The following is a 24,740-nucleotide window of genomic DNA, read 5'->3' as shown; positions in this document are numbered from 1 at the left end:
GTAGTGCGTGTGTTCGGTGTGCGGGGCGTCAGGACTTGAGGCCCTGCAGAGTCAGTGTCAGCAGGCGGTCGGCCAACTCCGGATCGTCCGGGGTCTCCTCGGCCGCCAGCGCGATGGCATTGGTCAGCTGGAGCAGGTCGCCGATGGAGACGTCGGAGCGCACGGCGCCCGCCCGCTGCGCCCGGACGAGCAGGGCGCTGCCCGCCTCACGCATCGGACCGCTGCACCGGGCGAGTTCCGAGGCGTCGTCGTGCGAGGCCGCCATGAGCGCCCGCGACAGACCGCGGTACTCACCCGCATGAGTGATGATGGCGCGCAGCCATGCCACGAGCGCCGTGCACGGCTGCGGGTCGTCCAGTAGTTCGCGCGAGAGGTCCAGGAGATCGCTCACCGCGTCCGAGAAGACCGAACTCAGCAGTGCGTGGCGGTTCGGGAAGTGCCGGTAGAGCGTGCCGATGCCCACTCCGGCCCTTCTGGCCACGTCTTCCAGGGAGGCGTCCGCGCCGAACTCCGCGAACGTGGTCCGCGCTTCGGAGACCAGCCGGTCGTGGTTGCGGCGTGCGTCGGCTCGCATGCGGGTGCCTGGCGGCGGCTTGGCCATGTGATTCACCCTCGCCTCTCTTGTGAGCGCAGGCCGGGATGTGGCTGTCCGAAGCCCTGCTCGTCTGCCCGATTGCTGTTGTTCCGGGGCTGCGGGTCGTGTGTGGCTGGTCGCGCAGTTCCCCGCGCCCCTTGAAAGGCCGAGGCGCCCGGCAGACAGGCTAAGCCTGTCTGCCGGGCGCCTCGGCCTGCGGAACTCACGTCGACCCGCACTATGCGAACCGGCCGCCACCCCCCAAGGGGCGCGGGGAACTGCGCGACCAGCCCCCACCGGGCTCGCAGACCGGACATGGGCGAACCACCCGCCCCCTGACGCGACTCAGGAGCCGAGGAGGTGGTCAGTCCTTGATCTCGCAGATGAGGGCGCCGGAGGTGACGGAGGCGCCGACTTCGGCGGACAGGGCCTTGACGGTGCCGGAGCGGTGGGCGTTGAGGGGCTGTTCCATCTTCATGGCTTCCAGGACGACGACGAGGTCGCCTTCCTTGACCTCCTGGCCCTCCTCGACGGCGACCTTGACGATGGTGCCCTGCATGGGGGAGGCGAGGGTGTCGCCGGAGGCGGCCGGGCCGGACTTCTTGGCCGCGCGGCGCTTGGGCTTGGCACCGGCCGCGAGGCCCGTACGGGCCAGGGACATGCCCAGGGAGACCGGCAGGGAGACTTCCAGGCGCTTGCCGCCGACCTCGACGACGACCGTCTCGCGGCCCGGCTCGTCCTCCACCTCGGTGTCCGCGGGAGCCGCGAACGGCTTGATCTCGTTGACGAACTCGGTCTCGATCCAGCGGGTGTGGACCGTGAACGGGTCGGCGGAGCCGGTCAGTTCGGGGGCGAACGCCGGGTCCTTCACCACCGCGCGGTGGAAGGGGATCGCGGTCGCCATGCCCTCGACGTTGAACTCGGCCAGCGCGCGGGCGGCCCGCTGCAGGGCCTGCTCGCGGGTGGCGCCGGTGACGATCAGCTTGGCGAGCAGGGAGTCCCAGGCCGGGCCGATGACCGAACCGCTCTCCACGCCCGCGTCCAGCCGCACACCCGGACCCGACGGCGGGGCGAACACCGTCACCGTGCCGGGGGCGGGCAGGAAGTTGCGGCCCGGGTCCTCGCCGTTGATGCGGAACTCGAAGGAGTGGCCGCGCAGTTCCGGGTCGCCGTAGCCGAGCTCCTCGCCGTCGGCGATGCGGAACATCTCGCGGACCAGGTCGATTCCGGCGACCTCCTCGGTCACCGGGTGCTCCACCTGCAGACGGGTGTTGACCTCCAGGAAGGAGATCGTGCCGTCCGTGCCGACCAGGAACTCGACGGTGCCGGCGCCGACGTAACCGGCCTCCTTGAGGATGGCCTTCGAGGAGGAGTACAGCTCGGCGACCTGCTCGTCGGAGAGGAACGGTGCGGGCGCCTCCTCGACCAGCTTCTGGTGCCGGCGCTGCAGCGAGCAGTCACGCGTCGACACGACGACCACGTTGCCGTGGCTGTCGGCCAGGCACTGGGTCTCCACGTGCCGCGGCTTGTCGAGGTAGCGCTCCACGAAGCACTCGCCGCGCCCGAAGGCGGCCACCGCCTCGCGGACGGCCGAGTCGTACAGCTCGGGGACTTCTTCCAGGGTGCGGGCGACCTTCAGGCCGCGACCCCCGCCGCCGAAGGCCGCCTTGATGGCGATCGGCAGGCCGTGCTGCTCGGCGAAGGCCACGACCTCCTCGGCGCCCGACACCGGGTCCGGGGTGCCGGCCACCAGCGGGGCACCGGCGCGCTGCGCGATGTGCCGGGCGGCGACCTTGTCACCCAGGTCGCGAATCGCCTGCGGCGGCGGGCCGATCCAGATCAGCCCGGCGTCCAGGACGGCCTGGGCGAAGTCGGCGTTCTCGGAAAGGAAGCCGTAGCCGGGGTGGATGGCGTCCGCGCCGGAGTCCTTGGCGGCCTGCAGCACCTTGGCCATGTCGAGGTAGCTGGTCGCGGGGGTGTCACCGCCCAGCGCGAACGCCTCGTCCGCGGCCCGCACATGCAGTGCGTCCCGGTCCGGCTCGGCGTACACCGCCACGCTCGCGATACCGGCGTCTCGGCACGCCCGGGCGACACGAACAGCGATTTCGCCACGGTTGGCGATCAACACCTTGCGCACGTTGGCTCCCTCTCCTTGAAACAAGCCGAGTTTAGGGACTGCCGACACGACGTATCGACCCGTCCCCGGTGGTGAGCTTGCCCACACGGAGCGTGATACGAGGCCCGCTCGTCCGCGAAATCCCTTGTCGCACCGCGGTACGCAGGGGGCTTCCCAAGAACCCTAGCCCTCCGATGTGGCCAAGGTCTCTGTGAGAGCGTGCTGCGCCCCACTCCGTTTCTTTGTGGAGTCCCTACGAATGGCCCAACGAATCTTTGCCCTCCGTAGATCCCTTGTCCCGCGGTTTACCCGTTAGTAGCGTGCAGGCTGCTGAAGAAAGCCTGTGGCCCGAAGGGCCCCGTTGAGGGGCGGTGGTCGGGCGGCTGGTGGGAGTACTTGAGGTAACAGCAGTTTTGGTCGAGCGGCAGTCGGAAGTGGGTGGGGACCGGTGGTGCGCAGACCGGTGGCATGGGTGACCGCGATCGTCCTCTTCGCGGAAGCGATAGGCATCGCGTTGGTCAACTGGTTCATGGGGATCGTCGTAGACCGGCAGGACATGTCCCTGGCGGGGCTCGACTCGGACGTGATGTCCACGTCCTCGAAAGTCGCCGGCCTGCTCTTCGGCCTCTACTTCGCGCTCTGCGGGGTCGTCGCGCTGCGCGTGGCCCTGCGCGACCGCGCCCCCGCCGGCGTCGGCCGCATCCTGCTGTTCAGCGCCGCGGTGGTGCACGCCCTGCTCGGCGCGTTCACGGTGGGCCTGGTGGGCTGGGGCGCGTTCGCCTTCATGATGGTGGTGCTCGGGCTGATCGTGCTCATCTTCATGACGTACGACCGTCGCGAGGGCACCGTCTCCGATGCCGGGCCGGACGACGCCAAGCCGGACGGCGGTACGACGGGCGGCGGCGCCGAGAGTGGCGGTAACGGGGGCGGAGGCGGGACGCCTGTCATCCCGCCTCCGGCGCCCTCGGCTTCCTGACGGCCTTACTCCCTCTTACTGCCCGACCGCTCGTCCCGCCCCGCGCGTCACTTCTCGCGCGGGGTCCACAACTCCGTGATGCCGACGCCCAGTTCGGCCAGCAGACGGCGTACCAACGGCAGCGAGATCCCGATGACGTTGCCGTGGTCGCCGTCGATGCCGTCGATGAACGGGGCGGAGCGGCCGTCGAGCGTGAACGCCCCCGCGACATGGAGGGGCTCGCCCGAGGCGACGTACGCGGCGATCTCGGCGTCGCTCGGCTCGCCGAAGCGGACCACGGTGGAGGCGACCCCCGAGGTGTGGCGCCCGGCCGTCGTGTCCCATACGCAGTGCCCGGTCTGGAGTGTGCCCGCGCGGCCGCGCATCGCCTTCCAGCGCGCGGTCGCCTCCTCGGCGTCGGCGGGCTTGCCGAGCGCCTCGCCGTCCAGGTCGAGCACCGAGTCGCAGCCGATCACCAGGGCACCCTTGACCTCCGGCCTCGCCGCCACCACGGACGCCTTCGCCTCGGCCAGCGCGAGTGCCAGTTCGGCGGGGGTCGGGGCGGTCACGGCGTCCTCGTCGACCCCGCTGACGATGACCTCGGGGGCGAGTCCGGCCTGCCGCAGCAGTCCGAGCCGGGCGGGGGACTGGGAGGCGAGGACGAGTCGGCGGCGTGGCTGATCAGTCATGCGGCCAGGGTATCGGCGGGGCCGGGGCGGCTCACATCACGCCGAGCACGATCATCGCGAGCACCGCGGCCAGCGCGAGGAGAACGCCCAGTCGCCGCAACATGTCCTGCATGTCGCGCAGTTCCTTGGGCGGCTCGTTCTCCGGGTCGGACCACAGCATGTAAACGATCGTGACTCCGCCGCGGGCGCGGGCGCCTGAGTACGCGTACTCATTTTGAGTAAAAGGTTCTGGGGTTCCATTAGGGCCCGCCTCCCTGCTACTGTTCCGGGCATCACTAAAGGGACTCTGATTCCATTAGGGAGCGGGTCCTGATCCTCTCAGGGAGGGATGTGCCGTGTTCACCACCGCCTGGACCGCCTCGCCCCAGCTGCCCAGCACGGGCTTCACGCCCAACTGGTCGCAGGAGGGCTTCTGGCGTCAGTCCCTGCGTCAGGTCGTCCGCCTCGGCGCGGGCGGCGACCGGATCCGTATCCGCCTCTCGAACGCGTACGGGACCTCGCCGCTCCGGATCGCGGGCGCGACGGTCGCCCGTACGGCCCGCGGAGCCGCCGTGCGAACGGACTCGGTCCGACGGCTCACCTTCGCGGGGTCCGACTCCGTCGCAGTGCCGGCGCGCGGGGAGATCATCGGCGACGCGGCCGAACTCGCCCTGGAGTCAGGCGAATCCGTGACGGTCACCCTCCATCTGGACGCCGTCACCGGGCCCGCCACCTTCCATGCGCAGGCCTTCGCCACCAGCTACCGGGGTGCGGGCGACCTCCTGGAGGACACCGGGGGCGAGGCCTTCGAAGAGGTCAGCGAGTCCTGGTACTTCCTGTCCGGCGTCGACGTCTCAGCGGGACGTACGGACGCCGTGGCCCTGTTCGGCGACTCGATCACCGACGGGTTCGGGTCCACGCCCGGTGCGAACCGGCGCTGGTCCGACGCCCTCGCCGAGCGCACGGGGCGGCCCGTCCTCAACGCGGGCATCGGCGGGAACCTGCTGCTCAACGACTCGGCCTGGTACGGGGAGAAGGGCGTCCGGCGCGTGGAGCGGGACGTGTTCGCGCTCGCGGGCGTCGACACGCTCGTCGTTCTGCTGGGGCTCAACGACATCGGCTTCAGCGAGACGGACGAGCAGCCGACGTATCGGCCCGCGCCGCTTGTGGAGGTGGGTGAACTCGTCGCGGGGCACCGGGAGTTGATACGGCTTGCTCGGGAGCGGGGGGTTCGGGCCGTGGGGGCGACCCTGCTTCCCTTCGGCGGGTCCGATCACTGGGGGGAGCGGGCGGCGAAGGTGAGTCATGAGGTGAACGAGTGGATTCGGTGCTCGGGGGAGTACGACGCGGTTGTCGATCTCCACCGGGCGCTGGGGGATCCTGACTCGCCGGATGTGCTGTGCGGTGCGTACGACTTCGGCGATCACCTGCACCCGAATGATGCCGGGTACGCGGTGATGGCCGAAGCCGTTGCTGTGGTTCTTTGACCGCGGCCCGGTGGGGGTTGATCGCGCAGTTCCCCGCGCCCCTGAAGGGGCGCGGCCGTCTAACCGGGCCAGAAGGTGCGGGCCCATGTTCGTGGCCCCGGTGTTGGCAGGCGCCTCTGGGCCACCCGGGACGGGTCGGACCATGCCGGGCGTTCCTGTGTCGCACCGGGCGGGGATGTTGCCGCCGCCGCGGCGCGGGCCTGGACCACCGCCAGTGCGGCGGCCAGCTCCTCGGGGGTCGGGTTGCCCCTTACGACCTTGATCATGAACGTTCCCGCTCTCGACTCGTCTGCTCTCGACCGGCGTCCTACAGGGGGATGTTGCCGTGCTTCTTCGGCGGCAGGGACTCCCGCTTGGACCGCAGCGACCGCAGGCCGCGTACGACGTGGGAGCGGGTGTCGGACGGCAGGATCACACCGTCGATGTACCCGCGCTCGGCAGCCGTGTAGGGGTTGAGGAGCGTGTCCTCGTACTCCTGGATCAGGCGGGCCCGGGTGGCCTCCTGCTCGTCGGCGGGGGCCGCGGCGATGGTGCGGCGGTGCAGGATGTTCACCGCGCCCTGCGCGCCCATCACGGCGATCTGGGCGGTCGGCCAGGCGAGGTTGAGGTCGGCACCCAGGTGCTTGGAGCCCATGACGTCGTACGCGCCGCCGAAGGCCTTGCGGGTGATGACCGTGATCAGCGGGACGGTGGCCTCCGCGTAGGCGTAGATCAGCTTCGCGCCGCGGCGGATGATGCCGTAGTGCTCCTGGTCCACGCCCGGGAGGAAGCCGGGGACGTCCACGAACGTGATGACGGGGACGTTGAAGGCGTCGCAGGTGCGGACGAAGCGGGCCGCCTTCTCGCTCGCGTCGATGTCGAGGCAGCCCGCGAACTGCATCGGCTGGTTGGCGACGATGCCCACCGGGTGGCCCTCGACCCGGCCGAAGCCGGTGAGGATGTTCGGCGCGAACAGCGGCTGGGTCTCGAAGAACTCGGCGTCGTCCAGGACGTGTTCGATCACCGTGTGCATGTCGTACGGCTGGTTCGCGCTGTCCGGGATCAGCGTGTCGAGCTCGCGGTCCTCGTCGGTCAGGGCCAGGTCCGCCTCCTCCGGGAAGGCGGGCGGCTCGCTGAGGTTGTTCGACGGGAGGTAGGACAGCAGCGACTTGACGTACTCGATCGCGTCCTTCTCGTCGCCCGCCATGTGATGGGCCACGCCCGACACCGCGTTGTGCGTGCGCGCGCCGCCCAGCTCCTCGAAGCCGACGTCCTCGCCGGTGACCGTCTTGATGACGTCGGGTCCTGTGATGAACATGTGCGAGGTCTGGTCGACCATCACCGTGAAGTCGGTGATCGCGGGGGAGTAGACCGCACCGCCCGCGCACGGGCCGACGACCAGGCTGATCTGCGGGATGACACCCGAGGCGTGGGTGTTGCGGCGGAAGATCTCGCCGTACATGCCGAGCGCCGAGACGCCCTCCTGGATACGGGCGCCGCCCGAGTCGTTGATGCCGATGACCGGACAGCCGGTCTTCAGCGCGAAGTCCATCACCTTCATGATCTTCTGGCCGTAGACCTCGCCGAGCGCGCCGCCGAAGACCGTGAAGTCCTGGGAGAACACGGCGACCGGGCGCCCGTCCACCGTGCCGTAGCCGGTCACGACCCCGTCGCCGTACGGGCGGTTGTTCTCCAGGCCGAAGTCCGTCGAGCGGTGCTGCGCGAACTCGTCGAACTCCACGAAGGAGCCCTCGTCCAGCAGCAGCTCGATCCGCTCACGAGCCGTCAACTTGCCCTTGGCGTGCTGCTTTTCGACGGCACGTGCCGAGCCGGCGTGCGTCGCCTCGTCGATGCGGCGCCGCAGATCCGCGAGCTTGCCCGCGGTGGTGTGGATGTCGATCTCATGCTGCTGTTCCGGCTCGGACATCGGGATGCGGCTCCCTGCCTGCTCAGTGGGGACGTGAGGGTGAGGTGACACGAGGTGCTTCGGACGTGCTGAACGCTGCTGGGTGGTGCTCAGAAGGGGGGTTGGCTACTCATCCGTAGCGTAGTGGCGCGCCTACCGTTCGGCAGTGCGGCGTTTACCACACTCCCCTCCCCTTCGCGTTGTACGATCAACGCGTCGCGGCGGGACACGCCGGAGGGGTGACATCACGAGAGTGATCGAGCGCCCGTGAACCTCAGCCCGTCAGGGCTGGAATCCGTCCCCTACTGCGGGACGGAGGATGTCAAACCTAGGGTGGGTTGCATGACGACGCCACCAGGTGCACAAGGAGACCCGTCCAACGAGCCGGGTGAGCCGAGGTCGGGCCGCTGGTCCGACCTCGGCCGGCCTCCTCTCAACGCCGCCTCCCTGCGCCGCGCACTCGTGCGGGACGGCGGGCTCTGGTCCGACTTTCAGTTGGTTGGCCGCACCGGCTCCACCAACTCCGACCTCGTCGCCTTGGCCACCGGGGGAAAGGCGGAAGAGGGGGCGATCCTCGTCGCCGAGGAACAGGACGCCGGGCGCGGGCGCCTCGACCGCCGGTGGACGGCACCTCCCCGCTCGGGCCTCTTCTTCTCCGTCCTGCTGAAACCGACCGGGGTGCCGGTCGAGCGCTGGGGCTGGCTGCCGCTGCTCGCCGGGGTCGCGACGGCCACCGCGCTGTCCCGCGCCGCCGGGGTCGACACGGCACTCAAGTGGCCCAACGACCTGCTGGTCACGGTGGACGGCCAGGAGCGCAAGACCGGCGGCATCCTCGCCGAGCGTGCCGGGCCCGACGCGGTCGTCGTCGGCATCGGCATCAACGTCACGCTCCGCGAGGACGAGCTGCCCGTGCCGGGCGCGGGTTCGCTGGTCCTCGCGGGAGCGACGACCACGGACCGTGACACGATCCTGCGGGCCGTGCTCCGGTCCCTCGGCCAGTGGTACGAGAAGTGGCGCAGCGTGGGCGGCGACCCGGCCAGGTCCGGCCTCCAGGACACGTACGCCGCCGGCTGCGCCACGCTCGGGCGGGTCGTACGGGCCGAACTGCCCGGCGACAAGTCGATCACCGGGGAGGCGGTGGCCGTGGACGGTGACGGACGGCTGGTCCTGGCCACGGCGGAGGGAGTGCAGCAGCCCGTGGGCGCGGGGGACATCGTGCATCTGCGGCCGGCGGGGGATCAGGGGGATACGGGAGACACGGGCGACCGGTGACGAACGTGCCCACAGGGGCGCGCGGGACACTTCGTGCCTGTCGTGCCTGGTGGTGAGCAAGGAGCGCGTACGAGCCGTACGAGTGGCAGTGGGCCGTCGGACCTACGCGGGAGGAGTGGGCCTGGGCCGTCCGGCCTCGGCGGTCGGGAGTGAGCCAGAGCACACCTGCCGTAGAGTTGAGGCCGGTCGATACCTGACCGCGGCAGATCGGAAGGGCAGCAGGCGTGACCGTCGACGACACGGGTTCCGGCACGGGTGACACCGCCTCCGACGGTGAGCCGGGGCGTACCACCGGGTCTGTCGCCGACACGGCGGCCGCACGCATCGATCGGGCCGAGGCGCACGCGCGGGTGGAGGAACAGGACCGAGTGGACGCGCAGGACGGCCGAACGGACCGGGCGGAAACGCCGGGCCGGACGGAGACGCCGGATGGGCCGCCGAGTGCGCCCGAGGCGTCGGATCAGACAGATCAGCAGACAGATCAGCAGGCAGATCAGGCAGAGGCGCCGGGTGGGACGTCGGCCGCGGGCCGGGCGGAGGGCTCGGGCCGGATGGAAACCTCCGGCCGGGCGGAGGGCTCGGGCCGGATGGAGACCTTGGGTCGGACGGACGGTGGCGGCCGGGGCGAGGTTGCGGGCCGGGGCGAGGGGTCGGACCGTGCGGAGGCGCAGGCCGCCGCCTCCGAGGAGGATCCGCTGGCCCTGCGGCTCGAACAGCTCATCCTCGGTGCCGAGCGCCGCTACACCCCCTTCCAGGCCGCCCGCAGCGCGGGCGTCTCCGTGGAGCTGGCCACCCGCTTCTGGCGGGCCATGGGCTTCGCGGACATCGGCCAGGCCAAGGCGCTCACGGAGGCCGACGTGCTGGCTCTGCGCCGGCTCTCCGGTCTGGTCGAGGCGGGGCTGCTCAGCGAGGCGATGGCGGTCCAGGTCGCCCGTTCGACCGGGCAGACCACCGCGCGGCTTGCCGAGTGGCAGATCGACTCCTTCCTGGAGGGTCTGACCGAGCCCCCGGAACCGGGCATGACGCGCACCGAGGTCACGTACCCCCTCGTCGAGCTGCTGCTGCCCGAGCTGGAGGAGTTCCTCGTCTACGTCTGGCGGCGCCAGCTCGCCGCCGCGACCGGCCGTGTCGTGCAGGCCGCGGACGACGAGGAGATGGTCGACCGTCGGCTCGCCGTCGGCTTCGCCGACCTCGTCGGCTTCACGCGACTGACCCGGCGCATGGAGGAGGAGGAACTCGGCGAACTCGTCGAGGCCTTCGAGACCACCGCGGCGGACCTGGTGGCCGCGCACGGTGGACGCCTGATCAAGACGTTGGGCGACGAGGTGCTGTACGCGGCCGACGACGCGGGCCTCGCCGCCGAGATCGCACTGCGCCTGATCGAGACCATGGCCGGCGACGAGACGATGCCCGAGCTGCGCGTCGGTATCGCCTTCGGCACGGTCACCACGCGGATGGGCGATGTCTTCGGTACGACCGTCAACCTCGCGTCCCGGCTGACCTCGATAGCTCCGAAGGACGCCGTCCTGGTCGACGGGGCGTTCGCCGAGGAACTCACCCGGACCGGCGACGCACCCGCCTCCGAGGCCGCTGCCGCCGACGAGGCCGCCGCCGCGGAGAAGGAGGGAGAGGAGCCGCCGTCGTACCGCTTCGCGCTTCAGCCGATGTGGCAGCGGGCGGTGCGGGGGCTGGGCGTGGTCGAGCCGTGGCAGCTCAGGCGTCGCAGTAACTAGCGACTAGCGGTGGGTGGTTTTTCCTTTTCCTACCTGTTGTTGCTGTCGTTTCCGTCGAAGCACAGGCCGACGACCGGGACGCACAGGCCTGTGCCCGGGCGGGCGGGGTTCTGTGGTGCACCGAGGGATGTCGGGGTCGGTGCCGGGGCTGTGGGTGTGGCGGCGGGAGGTCGGGCGGGTGGGGTGGTGGTGATGGGGACTGTGTCCTGGAGGTCGCCCGAGGGGTTGGGGGCCGGGTCGCGGGGGCCTGCCGGTCCTGTGGCTCCGCGCTGGGCTCCCGGGGCGGAGGCTCCGGGCGGCCCGTAGGACCCGTTGGGCTTGCTCGGCTCGTCCCGCCCGTTCAGCCTGTTCGGTTCGGAAGTTGACGTGGATCCCGAGGGTCCCGTGGTGGCCGTGGGTGAGGGGGATGCGCCGGTGGTGGGCGGTGCGGCGACGGGTACCGCCCCCGCGTCGTCCCGAGCCGGGTTGTCCGTCGAGCCGGCCGCGCTGGGGTCGATGTCCGTTGCCTCCATGCCGGTGTCTCCGCCGGTGGGCTGGGGTGCCATGCGGAGGAGGCTCAGGGCTCCTGCGGCGAGGGCGAGGCTTCCTACCGCGAAGAGGATGCGGCGGGGGCGGGGTTTGCGGTGGCGTCCTCGGGGGCGGGTGAGGGCCGGTTCCGGTGGTGTCGTCTCCGGTGTGACCGTTCCTGGCTTCGTTGCCGTGTCCGGCATGCAGTTCCCCTCCCCGACGCGAGGGCGCCCCCCGGCGCGCTGTCGCGGTGCGCAGGTTATGCGCGTGCTGGGGTGGTTGGGGGTGAGCCGGGTGCGCCATCACCCGAACGGGGTTTCTTCCGCCCCGCCGCCCCTACCCAATCCCGTCACTTACTCAGGGGCTTCGCCCCCGAACCCCCAAAAGACTGCGCAGTTCCCCGCGCCCCTAAAAAGGGGCGCGGGGAACTGCGCGATCAGCCACAACGCACCCGCACCCGACAACACACCCCACGGGGCCTGGGGCGAAGCCCCAGAACTACTCCCCGGGCCACTCCGGCCGGCGCTTCTCGTTGAAGGCTGCGACCCCCTCCGCCCGGTCGCCCGAGAAGGCGACCGAGCGCCACGCGGCGTCCTCGATCTCCAGACCCGCGCGGAGATCGAGCCCGTGCCCGAGCCGAAGCGCCCGCTTGGCGGCCCGCAGCCCGACGGGTGAGTTGACGGCGATACGGCCCGCAAGGGCCAGCCCCTCCGCATGCGCCTCGCCCGCGGGGACCAGGACGTCGATCAGCCCAAGGTCCGCCGCCTCCCCGGCCTCCACCCGCCGCGCCGAGAAGATCAGCTCGGCCGCCCGCGCGGCACCCACCCGCCGCGGCAGCAACTGCGTACCCCCGCCCCCGGGAATGACCCCGACGGACACCTCGGGCAGCCCCACCACGGCCGTACCGTCCGCCACGATCAGATCGCAGGCCAGGGCCAGCTCGAAGCCGCCGCCCAGCGCGAACCCGTGCACGGCGGCGACGGTGGGCATCGGCAGATCGAGTACGCCGGTGTACGCGGCCCGCGCCAGCGGACGCTGACGGACCAGCTCGGCGTCCGTGAGGGAGTTGCGCTCCTTGAGGTCGGCGCCGACGCAGAAGGCCCGCTCGTGGGTGGAGGTGAGGACGACCGCCCGGACGTCCCGGTCCGTGGCCAGCGCCTCGCACGCCGCGGCGATCGAGCGGGCCATGTCCGTCGACACGGCGTTCATGGCCTTGGGCCGGTCCAGGACGAGCTCGGCGACGTGCGACGACGTATGGCGTCGCACCACGACGTACTCCCCGAACCGCTGCTCCGCGCCTTGCTCGGACATGAGACTCTCCCGGTTCACGGTTTACGTTAACGGCGGTTAACTTCCCTGCGCCCCGATCATTCCAGCCACCCGCCTCGAGGGAAAGTCCCGCTCCGGACCCCTGTTCGCCGCATCAATGTCCCAAATCATTACAAACGTACCTAACCTGGAGTGATGGGCGGTGACGATGTGCGGTTGAGGGCCGTGGTGGCGCTGGCGCAGGGCATGGCCGCCGCGCACGCCCCGCGGGAGTCGTGGCGCGCGGCGGCGGCCGGAGCCTGCCGGGCGCTGGGCGGGAGCTTCGCCGCGCTGTCCGTGTGGGAGCGGGAGCTCGGGAGGCTGCGGGTCCTGGCGAACGTGGGGGAGCGGGCCCGGGACGAGGAGGAGTTCCCGGAGGACGAGGCCTACCCCGTGCACCAGTTCCCGGAGATCACGGAGTTCCTGCACGAACGCTGGGTCGGCGGCGGCGGACCCAACGCCTGGGTGGAGACGGCCGACGGACCCGCCACGGGGCACGCCGGGTACTGCCATCAGCGCGTCGCCGCCCTGCGCAGACGCGGCCGCGGGTGCTGTGTCGTGGCACCGATCGTCATGCACGGGCGCGCCTGGGGCGAGTTGTACGTCGCCCGCCCGGCCGGAGCCCCCGTCTTCGACCGCGCCGACGCCGACTTCGCGACCGTCCTCGCCTCCGTGGTCGCCGCCGGGATCGCGCAGACCGAACGCCTGGAGGAGGCCCGCCGCCTCGCCTTCACGGACGCCCTCACCGGCCTCGCGAACCGCCGTGCCGTGGACATGCGCCTGGACGAGGCCATCGAACGCCACCGAGCGGAAGGCGTGGTCGTGAGCCTCGTCGTGTGCGACCTCAACGGCCTCAAACGCGTCAACGACACCCGGGGCCACGCCGTCGGCGACCGGCTCCTGGAGCGCTTCGGGTCCGTCCTCTCGCTGTGCGGCGCGATGCTGCCCGGCACCCTCGCCGCCCGCCTCGGCGGCGACGAGTTCTGCCTGCTGGCCGTGGGTCCGGCCGCCGACGAGGTCGTACGCGTCGCCGACGAACTGTGCCGCCGCGCCGCCGAGTTGGAGCTCGGGGAGGGTGTGGCGTGCGGGGTCGCGTCGACCGAGGACCCGCTCGGGCCCGTCCGCTCCGCCCGGCGGCTCTTCCGCCTCGCCGACGCGGCCCAGTACCGCGCCAAGGCCATCCGCTCCGCGAAACCCGTCGTCGCGGGCCGCGAGGGGCCGGACGATCCGGTTGTCCGCCTCGCCGACGCGCCTCCGCCCGCGGCGGCCGAACGCCGGCGGTTCCGCGGCCGTCGGTAGGGTCGCCCCCGCCCGTCCGTCCCTGTGGGGTCCTGCGGGGTCCTGTGTGTAAGGACCCAACCCGCCACCCACTAGTGACACCAAGGCATTCACTGCGTACGCTCCTGAATATGGATATGCACACTGTGGTGGTGGGGACGACGGGTGTCACCGCGTCCGACGTTCTCGCCGTGGCGCGCGGCGGCGCCCGGGTCGAGCTCTCCGACGAGGCGGTGTCCGCGCTGGCCGCGGCCCGCGAGATCGTGGACGCGCTGGCGGCCAAGCCGGAGCCCGTGTACGGGGTCTCCACCGGCTTCGGAGCCCTCGCGACCCGGCACATCAGCCCGGAACTGCGCGCCCAGCTGCAGCGCAACATCGTGCGGTCGCACGCCGCCGGTATGGGCCCGCACGTCGAACGCGAGGTCGTCCGCGCCCTGATGTTCCTGCGGCTCAAGACCGTCTGCTCTGGCCGGACCGGCGTCCGCCCGTCCGTCGCGCAGACCATGGCCGACATCCTGAACGCCGGTATCACCCCGGTCGTCCACGAGTTCGGCTCCCTCGGCTGCTCCGGCGACCTCGCGCCGCTCTCCCACTGCGCCCTGACGCTCATGGGCGAGGGAGAGGCAAAGGGCCCGGACGGAACGATTCGCCCCGCCGGTGAACTCCTCGCCGCCCACGGCATCGAGCCCGTCGAACTGCGCGAGAAGGAGGGCCTGGCCCTCCTCAACGGCACCGACGGCATGCTCGGCATGCTGGTCATGGCCCTCGCCGACCTCGACACCCTCTACAAGTCCGCCGACATCACCGCGGCCCTCTCCCTCGAAGCCCTCCTCGGCACGGACCGGGTCCTCGCCCCCGAACTGCACGCCATCCGCCCCCACCCGGGCCAGGGCGCCAGCGCCGCCAACATGCTGGCCGTGCTGAAGGGTTCGGAGCTGACCGGCCACCACCAGGACGACGCCCCCCGCGTCCAGGACGCCTACTCCGTGCGCTGCGCCCCGCAGGTCGCGGGCGCCGGCCGCGACACCATGACCCACGCCCGGCTGGTCGCCGACCGTGAACTCGCCGCCGCCGTCGACAACCCCGTCGTCCTGCCCGACGGCCGCGTCGAGTCGAACGGCAACTTCCACGGTGCCCCGGTGGCGTACGTCCTGGACTTCCTCGCCATCGCCGCCGCCGACCTCGGCTCGATCACCGAGCGCCGCACGGACCGGCTCCTCGACAAGAACCGCTCGCACGGCCTGCCGCCGTTCCTCGCGGACGACGCCGGCGTCGACTCCGGCCTGATGATCGCCCAGTACACGCAGGCCGCCCTGGTCAGCGAGATGAAGCGGCTCGCCGTCCCGGCCTCCGCCGACTCCATCCCGTCCTCCGCCATGCAGGAGGACCACGTCTCGATGGGCTGGTCGGCCGCCCGCAAGCTCCGTACGGCCGTCGACAACCTGACCCGGATCGTCGCCATCGAGCTGTACGCCGCCACGCGCGCCATCGAACTGCGCACCGGGCTCACCCCCGCCCCCGCCTCGCAGGCCGCGATCTCCGCCGCCCGCGCCGCCGGTGTCGCGGGCCCGGGGCCCGACCGCTTCCTCTCGCCGGACCTGGCGGCCGCGGACGCGTTCGTGCGCGGCGGCCATCTGGTCGAGGCCGTGGAACCCGTAACGGGCCCACTGGCGTAAGGATTTCCGGGGTTCCTTCAGATGTGCGAGGTGGGGGCGCCGGGGCGTCGCGACGCCCCCACCGAAAACTGTGCTAGAGTTCCTAACGAAACGTTTTTGGTACCCATTAACTTTGTGCGCCTGAAAGGAATCCTCTCTCAGGCGCGTTTTGTTTTTCCGGTCATTTCCGGATGGGAGCCACCTATCTTGGAGAAATGACATGGCTACTGGCACCGTGAAGTGGTTCAACGCGGAAAAGGGCTTCGGCTTCATCGAGCAGGACGGCGGCGGCGCCGACGTCTTCGCCCACTACTCGAACATCGCCACCTCGGGCTTCCGTGAGCTGCAGGAGGGCCAGAAGGTCTCCTTCGACGTCACGCAGGGTCAGAAGGGCCCGCAGGCGGAGAACATCGTCCCCGCCTAATTCCGGGACGCGCATCACGCGAGCCGGGGCCCGCACCTTCGGGTGCGGGCCCCGGCTTGTGCTGTCCGTGTGTCCCTGAGCACGGGAAAACCGTGAGGCCCAGGAAGGAATTCCAGATCCAGCATGACTCGATCCGAACGTCCTGAACGACCCGCCGGCAAACGCCCGGCGAATTCCCGGGGTTCCCGTGGCTCTCGTGGCACACGCGGCGGAGCCCCTGCGGCTTCCGCCAACGGCGGCGCAAGGAACGTACGCAAGAAGCCGTCCCAGCAGTCGACGGCGCCGCGGGAGTTCACCCTGCCGCAGACGCTGACGCCCGCGCTGCCCGCCGTCGAGTCCTTCGACGCGCTGGACATGCCGGCCGCACTGACCAAGACCCTCACCGCCCAGGGGGTCATCGAGCCGTTCCCGATCCAGGGCGCGACGCTCCCCAACTCCCTCGCCGGGCGCGACATACTCGGCCGGGGCCGCACCGGCTCGGGCAAGACCCTCGCCTTCGGCCTCGCGCTGCTCGCCCGCACGGCCGGCCGGCGTGCCGAGCCCAAGGCGCCGCTCGCGCTCGTCCTCGTGCCCACGCGAGAGCTCGCGCAGCAGGTCACCGACGCGCTCACGCCGTACGCCACGGCCGTGAACCTGCGGCTCGCGACCGTCGTCGGCGGGCTCTCCATCGGCAAGCAGTCCGGTCTGCTGAGGCGCGGCGCCGAGGTGCTCGTGGCCACGCCCGGGCGGCTCAAGGACCTGATAGACCGCGGTGACTGCACCCTCGAGCGGGTGGGGATCACCGTCCTCGACGAGGCCGACCAGATGGCCGACATGGGCTTCATGCCCCAGGTCACGGCGCTCCTCAACCAGGTCGAGCCGGACGGGCAGCGCATGCTGTTCTCGGCGACCCTGGACAAGAACATCGACAAGCTCGTACGGATGTTCCTCACGGACCCCGTCGTGCACTCCGTCGACCCCTCCGCGGGCGCGGTGACGACGATGGAGCACCATGTGCTGCACGTGGCCGACGAGACCGACAAGAAGGCCGTCGCCATGCGGATCGCCGCGCGTGACGGGCGCGTGATTCTGTTCGTCGACACCAAGCGCGCCGCCGACCGCTTCGCCAAGCGGTTGCTGGCGAGTGGTGTGCGGGCCTCCGCGCTGCACGGCGGGCGGTCGCAGCCGCAGCGGAACCGGACGCTCGACCAGTTCAAGACCGGTCTCGTGACCGCGCTCGTCGCCACGAACGTCGCCGCTCGCGGGATTCACGTCGACGATCTCGACCTCGTCGTGAACGTCGATCCGCCGGTCGACCACAAGGACTATCTCCACCGGGGCGGGCGTACCGCTCGCGCGGGGGAGTCCGGGAGCGTCGTCACGCTCGTCCTTCCCGAGCAGAAGCGGGAGATGACCCGGCTGATGGCCGATGCCGGGATCAGTCCGCGGACGGCTCGGATCAAGTCGAGCGACGAGGAGCTCGTACGGATCACGGGGGCTCGGGAGCCGTCCGGGGTTCCTGTCGTCATTCCTGTGCCGGAGCCGGTTGCCGCGCAGGCTCAGCCGAAGTCGCAGCCGCGGGCTCGGCGGGGTGGGGGCGGGCGTGGGGCGCCCGCCGGGTCGCGGTCCGGCGCCGGTACCGGTGGGGGTTCGCGGGGGCGTGGTGGTGCGGGTTCTTCGCGTGCGCGTGGAGGTCAGGGAGGCGGGCGTCGGTCCGCCTGACAGCTCGGCGGGGGATGTCGGCTGGCGGCCGCGGGGCGGATGTGGCTTGTCGCGCCCGCGCGGCGGAGCCGCACAATGTCACAGCCCCGCGCCCCTTACAGGGCGCTGATTGCCACGTCGTTGGTGACGGTGAAGAAGTAGTGGGCCTGCACTGACTTGCCTGTTGGGGTGGTCAGCGTTGTGCCCGGGTGTTTCTCTGTGGGCTTGCGGTCGACGATGTCGTCGGTGACGCGGCCCACTCGGACGGGGGCGGCGGCTTCGGAGGGGCGCAGGAAGAGGTCCCACAGGGGCTTGTCCGCCTCGCTGGGGCGGGGCAGCGTCGTGATGCGGGCCCGGAACGTCCTTTCCCCGGTGGGTCTCGCGGGTGTGGTGAAGTTGTGGGCCTCGCCGTCGCGGGAGACGCCGAGCAGGACCGCGTCCTCGCCCAGGACCGCCCCGTGGAGCGTGCCTTCCACGGACAGTGAGTCGTCGTCGGTGCGCAGGGCGGTGGCTTCCGCGTGGGCCGGGCGGCGGAAGGTCCGCAGGGCCAGGTAGCCGTCCTTGGTCGCGTAGGGGATCCACCAGGCGAAGGCCCTGCCCGGGGTGGACGGCGTGGGTCTCGCCGTCAGCAGGCCGCGCTGCTCGACCAGTCCTGCCTTGAGGCGACGGCGTGCGCCGTCCTCCGCGCGTTCGACATGCAGGTCCCAACGGCCTTCCGCCAGGGCCAGTCGGGGGTGGGCCAGCTCCGTGGTCCAGGGCGACTTCGGGCCCGTCGGGGGATCCAGCGGGACGCGTTCCTCGTCGTCTCCGTGCCGGTGACGCAGGACCAGGGTGAGGCTCTCGCCGGACACGCCCGACGCGTTCACAGTGATCCGTACGCCGCCGGTGGAGTCGGTCGTGCAGCCGGCCTTCGGGCGCAGGGCGCGAGGCCGGTCGTCCGCGGCCGGTGGGGCGGCCGGGGGCGCCTCCTCGGGGCGGGGGCGTGAGCTCTGGGGCAGCAGCGCCCCGAGCGCGCGGCGCACCCGGCGCGTGACCTTCGTCGCCGTCGAGGTCCGGGCCTCGCGCAGTTCGCCGAACAGCCGCTCGTACTGATCCGCGATCAGGCGGGGAGCGAACCGCTGGACGGTCTCCCTGGCGGCCTCGCCCATGACCCGGCGCTGGTCCGCGTCCTCGATCAGCTTCAGCAGGCCCGCCGCGAAGGCGTCGGCGTCTCCCGGCGGTACGAGCAGTCCGTCGGAGCCGTCGGTGATGATCTCGCCGGGACCGTGCGGACAGTCGGTGGCCACCACCGGGACGCCGGCGTGCATGGCCTCCAGGATCGTCATGCCGAAGGACTCCCAGTCCGAACTCACGGCGGCGACGGAGGCCTTGGCCCACTCCGTCTCCATCTTCGGATGGGGTCCCATGAGGAAGACGTGGTCGTTGAGGCGGTGGGCGTCCACGGCGGCGCGCAGGGCCGCGCGCTCGGGGCCCTGGCCGTAGATCCGCAGCCGCCACTCCGGGCGTACGGCGACGACCCGGGCGAAGGCCTCGATCAGCAGGTCGTAGCGCTTGACCGGCATCAGCCGGCCCGCGGCGACGACCAACGGGGCCTGTACGTCGGAGCGCTCGGCCTTCGGCCGGGGCGCGGCGTTCGGGATGTCGGTGATCCGCGTCCGCAGCCCGGGCAGACGGTCGCGGTGGTCGGCCGCGTCCTGCGCGGAGACGGTGACGAAGGCGTCCAGGTGCCGGAAGGCCTCGTTCTGCGCGGTGCGTACGTCCGGGACGTGGTTGTCGTACGACAGGTGCTCCTGCCCGACGCGCAGATAGCGGCGTGAGCCGTGCCGGGCCAGGAAGACCACCAGTGCCGGGCGGGTGGCGACGACGACGTCCGCGTCCGTCTCGTCGAGGAAGCCGCGCAGCCGCTCGTCGGTGAGCTCGGTGTAGCGGTGGGCGAGGACCTCGGCGGGAGGTACGACCGTGGACGGGCGCGTCATGAGTGGGTTCTTCCCGTCGTACGTCGGCGCGCCGGGGCGCTCGTCGACGAGCGGGACGAGACGGACCTTGCGGTTCACTCCGAGCAGGGGTCTGTCCTCGCTGCGGAAGACCGAGACGATCTCCACCTCGTGCCGCGCGGCCAGTGCACCGGCGAGGTTGAGCGTCGAGCGCACCGTGCCGCCGATGGCATAGGCGTTGTGCAGCAGGAAGACGATCTTCACGTGAGCAACTCCCTGTTCACGCGGTACGGAGAAGCGACAGGGAGTGCGTGCGTGAACCCACGGACTGTAAACGGGTCCGCCCCTCTCTCGCCGGTCTTCCTTCGAGGATGACGCGAAATGGCTGAAAAGGGGGCGGATATCTCCACACCGGGCCGGGCGGGCACCCGGGCGGCAGGGAGACCTTCAGTACAAGGTCGTACGTTCCCGGCGTACGGAATACACCACGAACCCGGCGCCCAGGCTGAGGAACAGGGTGCCGCCGACCACGTACGGAGTCGTGTCGAAGCTTCCCGTGTCGGCCAGTTGGGTGCGGACGGCGGCCTTGGCCGCGCTCTCCTCGGACGTCTCGGCCTCGGCCTCGGCCTCGTCCCCGGCCTTGGTCTGCAGGGTCGTGGTCGTCGCTGTCTGTGTTCTGTGTTCTGCCGCCCCGTCCCCGGTCGCATTGGCGGACGGGACGAACCACAGGGCGCCCAGCAGGGTCCCCGCGGCGGTGGCGGTCAGCAACGATCGACGTGCGGACACGGAATATCGATCCCCTTGTGACGCTGGCGAATTGGCCGTGTGGGGAGATGTTAGTGAAAGGTGCGGGTCACGGGAAAGTCACGGTGGTGAAGAGCCTTACGCTCCGACGTATGAGCACACCTGAGACATCACGTTTTGTACGGTTGCGCGTCGAATTGGTCGTCGAGATCGACGACGAGGGCGCGCTCACCAAGGCGGCGCTGGGGCGCATCGCCGAGGACCCCGAGATCCCGGGCGACGAGCGGGCGCACGCCGAGAGCACAGTGACGGAAGACACTGCCGAGGCCCTCGCGTACCTCGTCGACCCGTTCGACCTGGTCAGCGAGGTCGTCGGGGTCGAACTCGCGCAGGCCTCCTGGAGCACCGAGCAGATCGACTACGACCCCGATTCGCCGGACTGGGACCTCGACGAGGATGATGAGGCCGGAGACGAGGAAGAGTTGGTCGGCTGAGGCGGCTTGGGAGAATCGTGACCCCGGGCGGCAACCGCCACCCGGGGTTCTGTCGTCTCAAGGGGCGCAGTGACCGACACCCGCACCAGTCGTAACAGCCGCACCGGTCGGATCGAGGACGATCCGGCGTGGGCCGAAATGGATCGACGTGGTGTGCCCCACACCTGGGAAGGGTGTGGAACGGGACGAACCGGTCGTAGCGTTTACAGGTGTTACGGGGACTCTCGGGGTTTTGGGGATTCGGCAACGATGGAGAAGCGTGTGATGACGGACAGTAAGCGGCGCAAGGGCCTCACGGTCGCGTCCGCACTGCTCGGCGGGGTGCTGGTGCTCTCTGCGTGCAGCGGAGGCGGCGACGACGACCCCAAGGGCGAAGGCGGTGACAGCACCTCGCAGGCCAAGGTCGACGAGGCGGCGGCCAAGAAGTCCTCCGAGGCCCAGATCAAGATCACACCCAAGGACGGCTCCGACAACGCCTCCATCAACAGTGCCGCGGCCGTCACTGTGACCAAGGGCACGCTGACCGACGTGACCATGAAGACGGCGGCCGGCACGGCTGTCGCGGGTGAGATATCCGCGGACAAGAAGAGCTGGAAGCCCAGCGCCCAGCTGGAGCGCGCCACTGCCTACAAGATCGCCGCGACGGCCAAGGACTCCGACGGCCGCGCCGCCCACGAGAACGCGTCGTTCACGACGGTCTCGCCGGCCAACAGCTTCATCGGCAACTTCACGCCCGAGGACGGTTCCACCGTCGGCGTCGGCATGCCGGTCTCGATCAACTTCGACAAGGCCATCACCAACAAGGCCGACGTGCAGAAGGGGATCACCGTCTCCTCCAGCAGCGGCCAGGAGGTCGTCGGCCACTGGTTCAACGCCAACCGGCTCGACTTCCGCCCCGAGGAGTACTGGAAGGGCAACTCGACCGTCACGCTCAAGCTGAACCTCGACGGTGTCGAGGGCGCCGACGGCGTCTACGGCGTGCAGCAGAAGACGGTCTCCTTCAAGATCGGCCGTAACCAGGTCTCGATCGTCGACGCGCAGACCAAGACCATGAAGGTCACGCAGGACGGCAAGACCATCCGGACGATCCCGATCTCCGCCGGTTCGCCCGAGAACAAGACGTACCAGGGCCAGATGGTGATCTCCGAGAAGTTCAAGGAGACCCGGATGAACGGCGCGACCGTGGGCTTCACGGACGACGACGGCAAGGGCGAGTACGACATCAAGGACGTCCCGAACGCGATGCGTCTGTCGAACTCCGGCACCTTCATCCACGGCAACTACTGGGGCGCCAAGTCCATCTTCGGCAGCGTCAACACCAGCCACGGCTGCGTCGGCCTGTCGGACACGAAGGGCGCCAACGACCCGAACACGCCGGGCGGCTGGTTCTTCAGCCACTCGATCGTCGGTGACGTCGTGGACGTGCGGAACACCGGTGACAAGACCATCGCCCCGGACAACGGCCTCAACGGCTGGAACCTGGACTGGGCGGCGTGGAAGGCCGGTTCGGCCGTCTGACCCGACCCGAACGTTTTCCGTCCCGAGGGCGGTTGTCCGTACGACTCGTACGGGCAACCGCCCTCGGCGTTCTCACAGGGTTCCGCGGCGGCGCACAGTGTTCTCATCCTTCTCTTATGCGGGCCTTATCCCGCCATCACGCGGTGTCCCTAGCTTTCGGCCATGTTCTTCGCCTACCTGAGGCGCGAACTGCGCCGCCGCAGAAAGGCGGCGCTCGTCGTCGCCTCCGGACTCGCCCTGGGCATCGCCCTGGTCATCGTGGTCAGTTCCGTGTCGTCCGGCATGGAGAAGGCGCAGGGTAAGGTCCTCCAGTCGCTCTACGGACTGGGTACGGACATGACGGTCACCAAGGCGGCCCAGGCACAGTCGAGCACGGGCGAGCGCCCGCGCTTCCAGTTCGACGCCCGGGGCAGCGACTCCGACGAAGAACAGAGCAGTGACCGCGTCATGGTGCAGGGCTTCCAGACCCTGGCCACGAGCACGGTCTCCAAGGTCGGCGCGCAGAAGGGTGTCTCGGACGTCGTCGGGGGGCTCAGCCTCCAAGTCGTCAAGGTCAGCGGCCAGTTCCGCCAGGGCCAGTTCCAGCAGGACCAGCAGAGCGGCGGCGGCAACCAGCAGGGCGGCGGTCAGCCCGGTGCCCAGCAGTCCCCCGAGGGCCGGGTCGAGGGCGGCGGCGCCGACTTCGACGTCAACAACTACTCCGTCTACGGCACGGACGTCACCAAGCCCGCGCTCGGCCCGCTGACCTCCTCGAAGATCACCAGCGGCCGGACCTTCAAGTCCTCCGAGACCAACGCCAAGGTCGTCGTCGCCGACAAGTCGTACGCCAAGGAGAAGAAGCTCGTCCTCGGTGACACGGTCACCATCAAGAGCGTCAAGTACAAGGTCATCGGCATCGCGACGCCGGACAGCGGTGACGCGGCGGCCAACCTCTACATCCCGCTCAAGCAGGCGCAGACGCTCAGCGACTCCAAGAACAAGGTCACCACGATCTACGTCAAGGCGTCCGACTCGCAGCAGATCAGCGCGGTCAAGTCGACCATCCAGAAGAACATCTCGGGTACGACCGTCACGACCTCCGCCGACCTCGCCGACACGGTCTCCGGCTCCCTCTCCACGGCCTCCGACCTCGCCTCCAACGTGGGCAAGTGGCTGTCGATCGCGGTGCTCGTGGCCGCGTTCCTGGTCGCGGGCCTGCTCACCTCCTCGGCCGTCTCCCGCCGCGTGAGGGAGTTCGGCACCCTCAAGGCGCTCGGCTGGAAGTCCGGCCGCGTCACCCGGCAGGTCGTCGGCGAGGCCGTCGTCAACGGCCTGGTCGGCGGCGCCCTCGGGATCGCGCTCGGCCTCGGCGGCGCCTACGTCGTCACCGCGATCAGCCCGACCCTCCAGGCCGAAGTCGGCTCCAGCGGCGGGGCAGCCGGCGGTCCCGGCGGCGGTGGCCCTGGCGGCGGCATGGGCGGACCCGCCCGTGAGACGGCGTCCAAGGCCCTCGACGTGGCACTGACCGCGCCCGTCGCGCTCAGCACGATCGCCCTCGCGGTCGGCCTCGCCGTCACCGGCGGCCTGATCGCGGGCGCCTTCGGCGGCTGGCGCGCCTCCCGGCTGCGACCGGCGGACGCCCTGCGCCGCGTGGAGTGACTCGGTGCCGTGCCGCGCCCCGTAAGGGACGCGGGGCCGCGTCGATTTGCGGCTCCGCCGCGTGGGCGCGCCCAGCCACGGACCACCCGCAGTTTGCGAACGGCGCTCCCGGCGGAGCCAACCCCCTTACGTATCCCAGGAGTTGCACCATGTACGAACTCAGAGGCGTCACCAAGCGCTACAAGCGGGGCAAGGAGTCCGTCGACGCGCTCGACGGGGTCGACCTGACCATCGGGGACGGTGACCGGCTGGTCATCCAGGGCCCCACCGGCGGTGGCAAGTCCACGCTGCTGCAGATGCTCGGCGGACTCGACCGGCCCACCGCCGGAAGCGTCGAACTCGACGGTACGGATCTTGCCAGACTGTCCGAGAGCAAACTCACCAAGGTCCGCAGCGAGAACATCGGGTTCGTCTTCCAGAGCTTCAACCTCATTCCCACGCTCACGGCCCAGGAGAACGTGGAAACCGCCCTCGTACCCCTGAAGCTGAAGGTCAAGGAACGGCGCGAACGGGCCGCGGCCGCACTGGATTCGGTGGGGCTCGCCGAGCGGCTCGGGCATCTGCCGGCCGAGCTGTCCGGCGGTCAGCAGCAGCGCGTCGCGATCGCCCGTGCCCTGGTCAAGCAGCCGAAGGTGCTCCTCGCCGACGAACCGACCGGAAACCTCGACGAGTCCATGCGCGACGAGATCATGGACGTACTCGAAACCATGTGGAAGGAGCACGGGCTCACTTTCATCATGGTTACGCACGATTCGGCGATCGCGAAGAAGGCCCCCCGGCTCGCCACGATCCGCAAGGGAAAGATCACCGTGAAGGAAAACGCGAACTCATAACAGCTGTCTCACTATTGAGCGCCTGTTCGCCTCCCGG

The 24,740-nt window shown here is 70.5% G+C and carries 22 protein-coding genes; 12 read left to right on the top strand and 10 right to left on the bottom strand.

The genetic code is table 11. The annotated features are described in order from the left end of the window. Window positions 1-28: 28 nt before the first annotated feature. Complete coding sequence (locus QF035_RS20475) at window positions 29-601, bottom strand: TetR/AcrR family transcriptional regulator (RefSeq protein ID WP_307521880.1); 573 nt, start codon at window positions 599-601, stop codon at window positions 29-31. 337 nt (window positions 602-938) lie between these two features. After that, window positions 939-2,711 (bottom strand): acetyl/propionyl/methylcrotonyl-CoA carboxylase subunit alpha, encoded by a 1,773-nt coding sequence (locus tag QF035_RS20470; RefSeq protein ID WP_307521879.1) that lies wholly within the window; start codon window positions 2,709-2,711, stop codon window positions 939-941. A gap of 427 nt (window positions 2,712-3,138) precedes the next feature. Between QF035_RS20470 and QF035_RS20465 the strand changes: the two genes are divergently transcribed. Next, window positions 3,139-3,666 carry a hypothetical protein gene (locus tag QF035_RS20465; protein ID WP_307521877.1) on the top strand — a complete coding sequence of 176 codons (528 nt, stop codon included), beginning with the start codon at window positions 3,139-3,141 and terminating at the stop codon, window positions 3,664-3,666. Between the two features lie 47 nt (window positions 3,667-3,713). On the opposite strand, the gene QF035_RS20460 is transcribed toward QF035_RS20465, so the two are convergent. Then, complete coding sequence (locus QF035_RS20460) at window positions 3,714-4,334, bottom strand: Maf family protein (protein ID WP_190229618.1); 621 nt, start codon at window positions 4,332-4,334, stop codon at window positions 3,714-3,716. A gap of 31 nt (window positions 4,335-4,365) precedes the next feature. Continuing rightward, a complete protein-coding gene (mmpB, locus tag QF035_RS20455) occupies window positions 4,366-4,494 on the bottom strand; it encodes a morphogenic membrane protein MmpB (protein ID WP_143636837.1) in 129 nt (42 codons plus the stop codon). A gap of 175 nt (window positions 4,495-4,669) precedes the next feature. Here mmpB and QF035_RS20450 point away from each other — a divergent pair, with 175 nt between their 5' ends. Next, the gene (locus QF035_RS20450) at window positions 4,670-5,800 is read left to right on the top strand and encodes an SGNH/GDSL hydrolase family protein (RefSeq protein ID WP_307521874.1); all 1,131 of its coding nucleotides are present in this window, start codon (window positions 4,670-4,672) and stop codon (window positions 5,798-5,800) included. A 59-nt stretch (window positions 5,801-5,859) separates the two neighbouring features. Here QF035_RS20450 and QF035_RS20445 read toward each other — a convergent pair whose 3' ends face one another. Further along, window positions 5,860-6,066 carry an acyl-CoA carboxylase epsilon subunit gene (locus QF035_RS20445; protein WP_307521873.1) on the bottom strand — a complete coding sequence of 69 codons (207 nt, stop codon included), beginning with the start codon at window positions 6,064-6,066 and terminating at the stop codon, window positions 5,860-5,862. 41 nt (window positions 6,067-6,107) lie between these two features. Further along, entirely contained in the window at window positions 6,108-7,706 is a 1,599-nt protein-coding gene (locus QF035_RS20440; RefSeq protein WP_307521872.1) for an acyl-CoA carboxylase subunit beta, read from the bottom strand. Between the two features lie 321 nt (window positions 7,707-8,027). On the opposite strand from QF035_RS20440, the gene QF035_RS20435 reads away from it, so the two are divergent. Together QF035_RS20435 and QF035_RS20430 are read left to right on the top strand one after the other, a co-directional pair. After that, window positions 8,028-8,957 (top strand): biotin--[acetyl-CoA-carboxylase] ligase, encoded by a 930-nt coding sequence (locus QF035_RS20435; RefSeq protein WP_307521871.1) that lies wholly within the window; start codon window positions 8,028-8,030, stop codon window positions 8,955-8,957. A gap of 587 nt (window positions 8,958-9,544) precedes the next feature. Next, entirely contained in the window at window positions 9,545-10,690 is a 1,146-nt protein-coding gene (locus tag QF035_RS20430; RefSeq protein WP_373466965.1) for an adenylate/guanylate cyclase domain-containing protein, read from the top strand. 29 nt (window positions 10,691-10,719) lie between these two features. On the opposite strand, the gene QF035_RS20425 is transcribed toward QF035_RS20430, so the two are convergent. Both QF035_RS20425 and QF035_RS20420 read right to left on the bottom strand, forming a co-directional pair. After that, window positions 10,720-11,400: a hypothetical protein gene (locus QF035_RS20425; RefSeq protein ID WP_307521870.1), complete on the bottom strand. Its 681-nt coding sequence runs from the start codon at window positions 11,398-11,400 to the stop codon at window positions 10,720-10,722. 295 nt (window positions 11,401-11,695) lie between these two features. Beyond that, window positions 11,696-12,508: an enoyl-CoA hydratase/isomerase family protein gene (locus tag QF035_RS20420; protein ID WP_307521869.1), complete on the bottom strand. Its 813-nt coding sequence runs from the start codon at window positions 12,506-12,508 to the stop codon at window positions 11,696-11,698. A 153-nt stretch (window positions 12,509-12,661) separates the two neighbouring features. Here QF035_RS20420 and QF035_RS20415 point away from each other — a divergent pair, with 153 nt between their 5' ends. From QF035_RS20415 to QF035_RS20400, 4 genes are all read left to right on the top strand, one after another. Next, the gene (locus QF035_RS20415) at window positions 12,662-13,804 is read left to right on the top strand and encodes a GGDEF domain-containing protein (protein ID WP_307521868.1); all 1,143 of its coding nucleotides are present in this window, start codon (window positions 12,662-12,664) and stop codon (window positions 13,802-13,804) included. A gap of 116 nt (window positions 13,805-13,920) precedes the next feature. Further along, on the top strand, window positions 13,921-15,459 hold the full coding sequence (gene hutH, locus QF035_RS20410; RefSeq protein ID WP_307531254.1) for a histidine ammonia-lyase: 1,539 nt from the start codon (window positions 13,921-13,923) through the stop codon (window positions 15,457-15,459). Between the two features lie 199 nt (window positions 15,460-15,658). Beyond that, window positions 15,659-15,862, top strand: coding sequence for a cold-shock protein (locus QF035_RS20405; protein ID WP_053661143.1), 204 nt, complete (start codon window positions 15,659-15,661; stop codon window positions 15,860-15,862). A 123-nt stretch (window positions 15,863-15,985) separates the two neighbouring features. After that, a complete protein-coding gene (locus QF035_RS20400; protein ID WP_307521867.1) occupies window positions 15,986-17,563 on the top strand; it encodes a DEAD/DEAH box helicase in 1,578 nt (525 codons plus the stop codon). Between the two features lie 95 nt (window positions 17,564-17,658). On the opposite strand, the gene QF035_RS20395 is transcribed toward QF035_RS20400, so the two are convergent. Both QF035_RS20395 and QF035_RS20390 read right to left on the bottom strand, forming a co-directional pair. Beyond that, window positions 17,659-19,740, bottom strand: a complete 2,082-nt coding sequence (locus QF035_RS20395; RefSeq protein WP_307521865.1) for a glycosyltransferase family 4 protein — start codon at window positions 19,738-19,740, stop codon at window positions 17,659-17,661. 183 nt (window positions 19,741-19,923) lie between these two features. Then, window positions 19,924-20,262: an LPXTG cell wall anchor domain-containing protein gene (locus QF035_RS20390; protein WP_307521864.1), complete on the bottom strand. Its 339-nt coding sequence runs from the start codon at window positions 20,260-20,262 to the stop codon at window positions 19,924-19,926. A 110-nt stretch (window positions 20,263-20,372) separates the two neighbouring features. Here QF035_RS20390 and QF035_RS20385 point away from each other — a divergent pair, with 110 nt between their 5' ends. The 4 genes from QF035_RS20385 (at window position 20,373) to QF035_RS20370 (ending at window position 24,703) form a co-directional block, all read left to right on the top strand. After that, window positions 20,373-20,714, top strand: coding sequence for a hypothetical protein (locus QF035_RS20385; RefSeq protein WP_307521863.1), 342 nt, complete (start codon window positions 20,373-20,375; stop codon window positions 20,712-20,714). Window positions 20,715-20,963: 249 nt separating this feature from the next. Beyond that, complete coding sequence (locus QF035_RS20380) at window positions 20,964-22,232, top strand: L,D-transpeptidase (protein ID WP_307521862.1); 1,269 nt, start codon at window positions 20,964-20,966, stop codon at window positions 22,230-22,232. A gap of 162 nt (window positions 22,233-22,394) precedes the next feature. Then, entirely contained in the window at window positions 22,395-23,870 is a 1,476-nt protein-coding gene (locus tag QF035_RS20375) for an ABC transporter permease (protein WP_307521861.1), read from the top strand. 149 nt (window positions 23,871-24,019) lie between these two features. Continuing rightward, window positions 24,020-24,703, top strand: a complete 684-nt coding sequence (locus QF035_RS20370) for an ABC transporter ATP-binding protein (protein ID WP_307521860.1) — start codon at window positions 24,020-24,022, stop codon at window positions 24,701-24,703. Window positions 24,704-24,740 lie beyond the last annotated feature (37 nt).

It is taken from the genome of Streptomyces umbrinus, from assembly GCF_030817415.1.
Lineage (GTDB): Bacteria > Actinomycetota > Actinomycetes > Streptomycetales > Streptomycetaceae > Streptomyces > Streptomyces umbrinus_A.
Note: the sequence above shows the minus strand (reverse complement) of the source record. Positions and strands in the feature narration are given on the sequence as shown.